Source organism: Nocardioides sp. (genome assembly GCF_024509035.1).
Taxonomy (GTDB): Bacteria; Actinomycetota; Actinomycetes; order Propionibacteriales; family Nocardioidaceae; genus Nocardioides.
The window spans coordinates 1-8,956 of the sequence record NZ_JANINT010000349.1; the positions used below are offsets into that span (position 1 = coordinate 1).

Here is an 8,956-nt window from a genome sequence, read left to right on the forward strand (position 1 = left end):
GGCAGCAGTCGAGCAGGTGCAGCGGGTCGGCGATCATCCGCGAGGCCTGGTGGTCCTCGAGCGTGATCGGCTTACCGTAGAAGAACGCGGCCGGGTTGGTCGCGGCGTGCCGCCGGTCGGCGACGGCGACCCGGCCGAAGTCCTCGGAGGTCGCGCCGTACTCGTGCATGTAGCGGCGCGCCTGCATCGCCACGGTGGCGGCGGGCGTGCCGAGGCCCATCGGGTAGGTCCAGGCGTTGTCGAGGCCGTTGGTGTTGACCTGGGTGGCGGCGGCGACCGAGAACTGGCCGAACCGGCTCTCGGACCGCTCGTTGAAGCCGCGGTAGCAGACCACGACGTCGGCGACGCCGGTCGCGACGGCCATCGCCGCCTGCTGGACGGTGGCGCACGCCGCTCCGCCGCCGTAGTTGATGCGGCTGAAGAAGCGCAGCTCGGGGATGCCGAGCTCGCGGGCGACAGCGATCTCCGAGGAGGTGTCCATCGTGAACGTCGTCAGCCCGTCGACGTCGGCCGGCGTGAGCCCGCAGTCGGCGAGCGCGTGCTGGACGGCCTCGACCGAGAGCTGCAGCTCCGAGCGGCCCGACTCCTTGGAGAACTCCGTCGCCCCGATGCCGGCGATCGCGGCCTTGCCCGAGAGCGTCATCGCGCGACCACCTTCACGGTGCCGGTGACGTGGTCGCCGAGCGAGACCGAGCCCACGACCGAGATCGTGGCGATGCCGTCGTCGACGGCGGTGACCTCGCCGCGGAACGTCAGCGTGTCGTAGGGGTACGCCGGGGCGCCGAGCCGGATGGCGATGCCCTTGAGCTCCGTGTCGTGGCCGAGCGCGTCGACGACGTACCGCTCCACCAGGCCGTTGCTGGTGAGGATGTTCATGAAGATGTCCTTCGACCCGGCCGCCTGGGCGATGTCGCGGTCGTGGTGGACGTCCTGCCAGTCCCGGGTGGCGATCGCGGTGCTCACGATCGTCGTGGGGGTCAGCGGCAGGCTCCACTCCGGGAGGCTGTCTCCCACCCTCAGATCCAACGGAGTCATGCTCGCCTCCAGATCGGCAGCGTCAGCTCGTCGTCGATGCGGTTGAAGTCCACGCGCAGGCGCATCCCGATCTCGATCTCTGGTCCATCTTCACCGTCAGCCACGTCCACGACCTCGCCGACCATCCGCACGCCCTCGTCGAGGTCGATGAGCGCGAGCACGATCGGCAGCTCCTTGCCGGGGACCGGCGGGTGCCGGTGCACGACGTAGGAGAACACCGTGCCCGTGCCGGCCGCGACGACGTGCCCGCGGTCGAGCGCCCCGCACGACGGGCACGCCGGCCCCGGCGGGAAGCGCAGCACACCGCAGGCGTTGCACTGCTGGATGCGCAGCTCGCCGAGCGCCGTGCCCTCCCAGAAGAACCGCGAGTCGCGCCCGATCATCGGGCGAACGATGCTCATGCGCGCTCCCGCGGGATGAACTTGAGCACCCGGAACAGCATCGTGGCGACGACCTCGCTCTGCCCGTCCGGATGGTCGACGTACCAGGTGTTGCGCGAGGTCACGAAGTAGCCCTCGCCCATGGCGGTGTTCTTCGGCCCGACCACGGAGTCGAGCGCGCTCGTGACGCGCGGCTGCTCGCCGACGCGCAGGTAGCGCTCGTAGGTCTGCTCGCAGTTGGTGCCGAGCACGGCGGTGTAGCCCTCGTTCGTGAGGAACTCGGTCATCCGGCTCAGTGGGTCCTCCGGCGGCCGCTTGCGTCCCAGACCGGGCATCGTCCAGACCTGTGCCATCGAGGGCGGCGCCTCACCGCCGCGGAAACGCTCGTTGTCGTAGCCCATCGCGTCCATCCAGGTGCCGATCGTGGCCTGGTTGACCGGGTACGGCGCGACCGACTCCGAGGCCTCGCCGAGCGCCTTGATCCGCTCGGCCTCGGCCATGATCCGCTCGTGACTCATCGCGGCACCCGCGGCAGGCCGAGCCCGAACATCGCGATCAGCTCGCGCTGCACCTCCTGCACCCCGCCACCGAAGGTGAGCACGAGGTTGCGCTTGGCCTGGCCGTCGAGGTAGCGCATGAGGTACGCCGTCTCCTCGTCCGACGGGTCGCCGTACCGGTGCACGATGTCGACCAGGTCGGCCGCGAGGTGCTGCACCTCGTCGGCGGCGAAGACCTTCGACGACGACGCGTCACCGACGGAGATCTCGCCGACAGCCGCCGCCCGGGCCACCTCCCAGTTGAGCAGCTCGTTGACCCGGAACACCGCGGTCACCTCGCCCATGGTGCGCCGGACGTCGGGGCGGTCGATCACGCCGGCCTTGGTCGCCCACTCGGCGACGCGGTCGCGCAGGCCCTCGAGCCGCCCGGCCGGGCCGAGCATGACCCGCTCGTGGTTGAGCTGGGTGGTGATCAGCTTCCACCCCTGGTTCTCCTCGCCGACGAGCATGTCGACCGGCACCCGCACGTCGTTGAAGTACGTCGCGTTGACGTGGTGGGACCCGTCGGCGGTGATGATCGGCGTCCAGGAGTAGCCGGGGTCGCGGGTGTCGACGATGAGGATCGAGATGCCCTTGTGCTTGGGCGCGTCGGGGTCGGTGCGGCAGGCCAGCCAGATGTAGTCGGCCTGGTGGCCACCGGTGGTCCACAGCTTCTGCCCGTTGACGACGTAGTGATCGCCGTCGCGGCGGGCGGTGGTGCGCAGCGACGCGAGGTCGGTGCCCGCGTCGGGCTCGCTGTAGCCGATCGCGAAGTGCACGTCGCCCTTCAGGATCCGCCCGAGGAACAGGTCCTTCTGCTTCTGCGTGCCGTAGCGGATCAGCGTCGGGCCGACGGTCTGCAGCGTCACCGCAGGCAGGTGCACGTCGGCGCGCTGCGCCTCGTTGGCGAAGATCGTCTGCTCGATCTCGCCGAGCCCGTGACCGCCGTACTCCTTCGGCCAGCCGACGCCCATCCACCCGTCGGCGCCCATCTGGCGGATCACCCGCTGATAGGTCTCCCCGTGACGATCGACGCCCATCTCCTCGTGCTCCTCGCGCCCGGCGAGGCCCGTGAAGTACTCCCGCAGCTCGGCCTTCAAGGCCCGCTGCGACGCGGAGAGCTCGAGGTTCTTGGTCGTCGGGTCCTCGATCGCGACACCGTCGGGCTGGGCGCCGAGGGCGTGCGTGAGGTCGGTGACCCAGGAGAAGTAGCGGTGCATCGGATAGGTGACGTCCACGCCCATGCCGCCGTGCAGGTGGTGGCAGGTGCGCAGGGTGGCCGGAGCCTCGCGGCAGACCCAGTAGGCCGCCACCGCGAGGTCGTCGGTCGCGTCGAGGCCGGCACCGAGCCGCCACGCGACGTTCTGGGCGGCCAGGTCGAGAGTCCGCGAGGAGATGTAGACGTCCGCCGCCTGCATCGCGACCGCCTGGAACTCCGCCAGCGACCTGCCGAACTGCGTGCGCCCCTTGATGTACGCCGCGGTCAGGTCGCGCGCGCCGGCCACGACGCCGGCGGCGGTGAGGCAGAGGCCCGCGATCGCGAGGTCGCGCAAGGTGCGCGCGGCGTCCTCGCCCTCCAGCAGCTCGGCCGGCGCACCGTCGAGGACGACGGTGTGCTGGGGCGTGCGCATCGAGGACGGCGACTCCAGCAGCTGGACACCCGGCCCTTGCGGGTCGACCAGCGCCACGGCCGGCCGCCCGTCGACGGTGACGCTGACGAGCAGGCGGGCGGCGCGGTCGGCGTACGTCACGCCGATCTTGCGGCCGGTCACCTTCCCGGCACCGTCGACCTCGGCGTACGTCGTCGAGGGTTGCTCGGGGATGCCTGCCCCGACCTCGCGCAGCGCCGGCGTGAGCAGCTTGTCGCCCGAGGCGACGCCGGGCAGCAGCACCTGGCGCTGCTCGGCGGACCCGGCGGCCGCGAGGGTGAGCGTGCCGCAGCAGAGCGTCTCCCAGACGGGCAGCTGCACGGCACGGGCGCCGGTCTCGCGCAGCAGCACGGCGACCTCGGCGAGCCCGAGACCTTCGCCGCCCTGCTCCTCGGGGACCGGGAGCGCCAGCAGGCCCGCCGAGGCGAGCGTCTGCCACGTCGCGTCGCCCCCGTCGTCGGACAGCGCGTCGCCGGCGCGGTCGAGCGCCTCGGTGACGACCGAGCGCACCGCCGCGATCGACTCCGCGGCGTCCGCGTCGACCTCCGTGAAACCGTCCTGACCCACGCGCATCTCCTGCCGGTCCTCGGATACCTGATGAGCGAAACTGTAACCTGTTCTACTCTAGAGGGGTTACGCCGTCGAGAGGGAGGTCGCGCGTGCATCCACTCTCGCCCGGAGCCTTCGTACGTCGCCGCTACTACGTGCCGCGGGTGCCGATCCCCGCGGGGCGTACCGTCGAGCTGCCCGGCCGCGGCACGACGTACGTCACCGACACCCCGGGCCCGCGTCCCGACTCCCCCACGGTGCTGCTCCTGCACGCGGTGGGCTGCACGGGGCTGCTGACGTGGTTCCCCTCGATCGGACCGCTCTCGCGGCGCTACCGCGTCGTCACGATGGACCAGCGCTGGCACGGCCGCGGCATCCAGTCGCCGGAGTTCTCGATCCACGACTGCGCCGACGACGTGGCCGCGCTCATCGACACCCTCGAGCTGCGCGACGTGATGGTCGCGGGCTTCTCGATGGGCTCGGTGATCGCCCAACGGGTCTGGCGCCAGCACGCCGACAAGATCGACGGGCTCGTCCTGTGCGCGACCACCGACCGGTTCCGGTCCTCGGTCGCGGAGCGCCTGTTCCACCAGGGCGTCGAGGTCGCGATGACCGGCGCCCGCGGCGTCTCGCGCTCGCGCACCGCCGTCCGTGCGGCGCGTCAGACCGCTCGGGCGCTCGACCTCGACCCGGCGGACATGCACGACTGGGTGCTCGGCGAGTTCCGCCAGACCAGTCCGTGGGCGGTCGGCCAGGCCGTCGCCGCGCTCGGCCGCCACCACTCACGGCCGTGGCTGGGCCGCATCGACGTGCCGACCGCCGTCGTGGTCACGCTGCGGGACAAGGTGCTGCCACCGGACAACCAGATCGCGCTCGCACGCCGCATCCCCGGCGCGACGATCCACGCCATCGACGCGGGCCACGCGTCCTGCGTCCTGGAGTCGGAGCGCTTCGTGCCCGCGCTGCTCGAGGCGGTCGACACCGTCAACGCCCGCCGCCGCGACTTCGGGCAAGCCAAGACGTTGACCCGCCCGAAACTTTCGGGCGGGTCAACGTGAGGTCGCGCGCTTCCGGGCCTTCTTGATCGGAGTGGGCTTCTCCGCCGCCGCCACGGCCGCCTCGAGGGCGTCGAGCTCGTCCGGGAACCGGCTGACCAGGGCATCGACGTCAGGCAGCGACTCGCGGCAGGCGATGATCCCGACGTGCATGCGCCCGTTGTTGGACATCACGGTGATGTTGAGCCCGGCGCCGTGGAAGACCGGACCGAGCGGGTAGAGGCCGCGGATCTCGGCGTCCATGAAGTACAGCGGCAGCGGAGGCCCGGGGACGTTGGAGATCACCAGGTTGTGCACGACCGGGTGCCGCTCGGGCAGCCGCAGCCCGGCGTACGCTCGCACGGCGAGCCCGAAGGTCCGAGGCGCCGCGAACTCCGCCCAGTCCTGCAGCGCGTCGGCGCTGATCGCGGAGTGGTGGTCCTTGGCGTTGCGGTTGCGCTCGGCCATGTCGTGGAGCCGCTCCAGCGGGTCCTCGGTGTCCGTGCCGAGCTTGGCGAACAGCGCGGAGACCTTGTTGGCGCCGCCCTCGTGCTTGGACTGCTCGCGCACCGACACCGGCACCGTGGCCAGCAGCGAGGACGACGGGAGCTCGCCGCGCTCGGCGAGGTAGGAGCGCAGCGCGCCGCCGGCGACGGCCAGGACGACGTCGTTGACGGTGGTCCCCGTGGCGCTCTTGACCTGGCGGATCGCCCCGAGGTCGAGGTCGGCGAGCGCGATCGCGCGGTGGCCGGTGATCGTCCCGTTGAACGAGGTGCGCGGCGCCGAGAACGGCGCGGCCATCGCCGTGCCCTCGCGAGCCCGCCCGATCGTCTTGGTGATCAGCTGCACCGACGGGGAGACCAGGCGCACGGCGTTCAGCGGCCGGGTGACCGTGCTGAGCACGGCACGGCCGAACAGCTCGGTCTGGCTCGGGTCGCGACCCGCTCGGCCGACGTCTCCAGGTGAGATGGGGCCGGCCCCCGGCTCGAGGCTGCACAGGTGGGAGATCAGGTTGGCGCCGGAGACGCCGTCGACGGTCGCGTGGTGCATCTTGGAGAACACCACGACCTGCTCGGCGCCGTCGCCGTCCGCGCCGCGGTACCCCTCGATCACCCACATCTCCCACAGCGGGCGCGACCGGTCGAGCGGGAGGCCGGCCAAGTGGCTGGTGAGCTCGGTGAGCTCGCGGTAGCCGCCGGGCGAGGGCAGCGCGAGGCGATGCACGTGTCGGTCGATGTCGAAGTGCCGGTCCTGCACCCAGATCGGGTGGTCCAGGCCCATCGGCACCTTGCGCACCTTGCGGGTGAACGCCGGCACGTCGCGCACCCGCGCGGCGATCCCGTCGCGCACGGCGGCGAAGTCGTAGCCGTCGGGCATCGTGCTCGGGTCGAGGACGATCACCCCGCAGACGTGCATGAGCTGGGCGGGCGTCTCGAGGTACAAGAAGCTCGCGTCCAGTCCCGACAGCCGCTCCATGTGCCCTCCGTCGCGTTCTAGAACATGTTCTTCTGACCAACGAGACACTCACCGTACGCGGCACGGGTGATCGACGTCACCCAGGCGGACGCGCCGTCCTCGCCTCGGCAACAGGTTCTACATTTGTCGCATGTCCTTCCTGCGCCGCCAGCTCGTCACCGCCGCCCTGACCGCCAACGCGATCCAGCCGGTGCCGGGGTTCCGGGCCGGGATCCCCTCCTTCATGGCCGGGTGGCTCACCTCCGAGCTGGCCCCGCACCTGATGGCCGTCACGGCCGCGGACACCGCCGCGCACCTGGGCACGCGCCGCCGCAGCCGGGCCTCGCTCGCGCTGGCGGCCGCGAACCTCGCGGGGCAGGCGTTCCTCATCGACCAGGCCCGGCGGGTCCGCACCAAGGCGGAGGATGCGCTCGTCGAGGGCATCGGCGCCGACTACGTCGAGCAGCTCGACGCCAAGCCGACGCCGGCCGAGCTCGCCGTTCCGTGGCGGCGCCTGGTCAACCCGTTCCGGATGCGCGACCTCGCCGTCCGCGTCGACAAGAACATCCCCTACGCGCCCGACCACGGGAAGCGCGGACTCCTCGACGTCTACCGGCCGGCCGAGGGCGACATCACCGGGGCGCCCGTGCTGCTGCAGATCCACGGCGGCGGCTGGACGATCGGCAACAAGGACCAGCAGGGGCTCCCCCTCATGCACCACCTGGCCGCCAAGGGGTGGGTCTGCGTCGCGATCAACTACCGACTCGCGCCACGCGACCCGTTCCCGGCGCAGATCGTGGACGTCAAGCGCGCGATCGCCTGGGTGCGCGAGCACATCGAGGAGTACGGCGGCGACCCCGACTACATCGCGATCACCGGCGGTTCGGCCGGGGGTCACCTGACCGCGCTCGCGGCCGTGACCGCCAACGACCCGGCGTACCAGCCCGGGTTCGAGGACGCCGACACCAGCGTCGCGGTCGCGATCCCCCACTACGGCGTCTACGACTTCGCGGGCTGCACCGGCCTGCGCAGCGCCGAGCTGATGCGCGACACGTTCCTCGCACCCCGCATCGTCAAGCAGCGCTGGACCGACGCCCCCGAGGTCTTCGAGGCCGGCACTCCCCTGCTGCGGGTCGGCAAGGAGGCGCCGGACTTCTTCGTCCTGCACGGCGCCCACGACTCCCTGGTCTCGGTCGAGCAGGCTCGCTTGTTCGTCCAGCGCCTGCGCGAGGTCTCCGGCGCCACCGTCGTGTACGCCGAGCTCCCCGGCGCCCAGCACGCCTTCGACGTCTTCCCCTCGATCCGCAGCCAGCACGTCGTCCGCGCGATCGACCGCTACCTCCACTGGCACTGGAACGGCTGGCGCAGAGAGCACGACGCCCCCGCCCCCGAGTCCTCGTCGGCCTGACGAGGGGCCGGTGGTCGAGCTCGTCGAGACCCCCGCAGGGTCGGCAGGGCGGCGAGCGCCCCGGTCGTCGTGGGCGGGTGGGCGGCGAGCGCGGGTCTCGTCGTGGGCGGTCGGGCCGCGGGATCTCGACGGGCGCTCGGGCCTGGGGCCCTCGCTGCTCGATCGACGGCGTCCGGGCATGGGGATGGCCCCGTCGGCCGTGGCCGGCGGGGTCGGGTCAGCCGATATGTCGGGTATAGGTCCGGCCATGCGGGCTGGTCCACACCAACAGCCGGTGGCCGACCCGGTGGAGGGCCCAGCCGCCGCGGGTCTTCAAGCGATGGTGGAACCTGCATTCCGGGACGAGGTTGCACGAGCAGGTGGGTCCGCCGTCGTCCCAGGCGATGACGTGGTCGAGGTCGCAGCCCCGTGATGGTCTCGAGCAGCCGGGGAACACGCACGTCGGATGGGTCAGGAGAACCTGTTCACGCAGCCGTGATGAGGGCGTGTAGCCGGGAACCTCGATGTGCTCACCCAGGTCCACCACGGGCCGGACGACCACCGGTCCGGTCGCGGTCGCGCACCAGCCGGCGACCTGCGCCACCAGCACGGACGAGCGGGTGTTCTCCACCCCGGCCAGCGCACTGTCGGACAGGTGCGTGTAGATCACCAGCTGCCGGTTCTGTCGCGGCCGCTCCGGGCGATCGGTCCCGGTGGTGTCCGGGGTGAGCATGAGGTCCCCGCGCGCGAGGGCGCCGGCGGCCATCGCGCGACGCACGTCGAGGGGCTGGTCGCAGCCCAGGACGGCAAGCTGTTGCGCGCCGGTGGTCACAGCGTGATCGAGATCGAGGGCATCGGCCAGGTCCAGCTCCCCACGCACCGTCGCAGTGCCCTCCAACGAGGGGTGGTGGGTGTCGACGTCGAAGAACCG

General features: G+C 71.7%; 8 protein-coding genes and 1 pseudogene. 2 read left to right on the forward strand and 7 right to left on the reverse strand.

What is annotated here, in order from left to right; genetic code table 11:
* The 5 genes and pseudogenes from Q0L15_RS21060 to Q0L15_RS21080 form a co-directional block, all read right to left on the reverse strand.
* Positions 1-643, reverse strand: a pseudogene (locus Q0L15_RS21060) (lipid-transfer protein); the annotation flags it as partial.
* Positions 640-1,014, reverse strand: a complete 375-nt coding sequence (locus Q0L15_RS21065) for a MaoC family dehydratase (RefSeq protein WP_296606682.1) — start codon at positions 1,012-1,014, stop codon at positions 640-642. The gene Q0L15_RS21065 and the pseudogene Q0L15_RS21060, both read right to left, overlap by 4 nt.
* Before the next feature lie 17 nt (positions 1,015-1,031).
* On the reverse strand, positions 1,032-1,436 hold the full coding sequence (locus tag Q0L15_RS21070; RefSeq protein ID WP_296606684.1) for an OB-fold domain-containing protein: 405 nt from the start codon (positions 1,434-1,436) through the stop codon (positions 1,032-1,034).
* A complete protein-coding gene (locus Q0L15_RS21075; protein ID WP_296606686.1) occupies positions 1,433-1,933 on the reverse strand; it encodes a hypothetical protein in 501 nt (166 codons plus the stop codon). The genes Q0L15_RS21070 and Q0L15_RS21075 overlap by 4 nt, the downstream gene beginning before the upstream one ends.
* Entirely contained in the window at positions 1,930-4,173 is a 2,244-nt protein-coding gene (locus Q0L15_RS21080; RefSeq protein ID WP_296606688.1) for an acyl-CoA dehydrogenase, read from the reverse strand. The genes Q0L15_RS21075 and Q0L15_RS21080 overlap by 4 nt, the downstream gene beginning before the upstream one ends.
* Positions 4,174-4,259: 86 nt before the next feature.
* Here Q0L15_RS21080 and Q0L15_RS21085 point away from each other — a divergent pair, with 86 nt between their 5' ends.
* Positions 4,260-5,207 carry an alpha/beta fold hydrolase gene (locus Q0L15_RS21085; RefSeq protein ID WP_296606690.1) on the forward strand — a complete coding sequence of 316 codons (948 nt, stop codon included), beginning with the start codon at positions 4,260-4,262 and terminating at the stop codon, positions 5,205-5,207.
* Here Q0L15_RS21085 and Q0L15_RS21090 read toward each other — a convergent pair.
* Positions 5,199-6,659 (reverse strand): wax ester/triacylglycerol synthase family O-acyltransferase, encoded by a 1,461-nt coding sequence (locus Q0L15_RS21090; protein ID WP_296606691.1) that lies wholly within the window; start codon positions 6,657-6,659, stop codon positions 5,199-5,201. The two genes, Q0L15_RS21085 and Q0L15_RS21090, sit on opposite strands and share 9 nt — an antisense overlap.
* Before the next feature lie 130 nt (positions 6,660-6,789).
* Between Q0L15_RS21090 and Q0L15_RS21095 the strand changes: the two genes are divergently transcribed.
* Positions 6,790-8,046 carry an alpha/beta hydrolase gene (locus Q0L15_RS21095; RefSeq protein WP_296606693.1) on the forward strand — a complete coding sequence of 419 codons (1,257 nt, stop codon included), beginning with the start codon at positions 6,790-6,792 and terminating at the stop codon, positions 8,044-8,046.
* A gap of 217 nt (positions 8,047-8,263) precedes the next feature.
* On the opposite strand, the gene Q0L15_RS21100 is transcribed toward Q0L15_RS21095, so the two are convergent.
* Positions 8,264-8,857 carry an HNH endonuclease signature motif containing protein gene (locus Q0L15_RS21100; protein ID WP_296606694.1) on the reverse strand — a complete coding sequence of 198 codons (594 nt, stop codon included), beginning with the start codon at positions 8,855-8,857 and terminating at the stop codon, positions 8,264-8,266.
* Between the last annotated feature and the right edge of the window lie 99 nt (positions 8,858-8,956).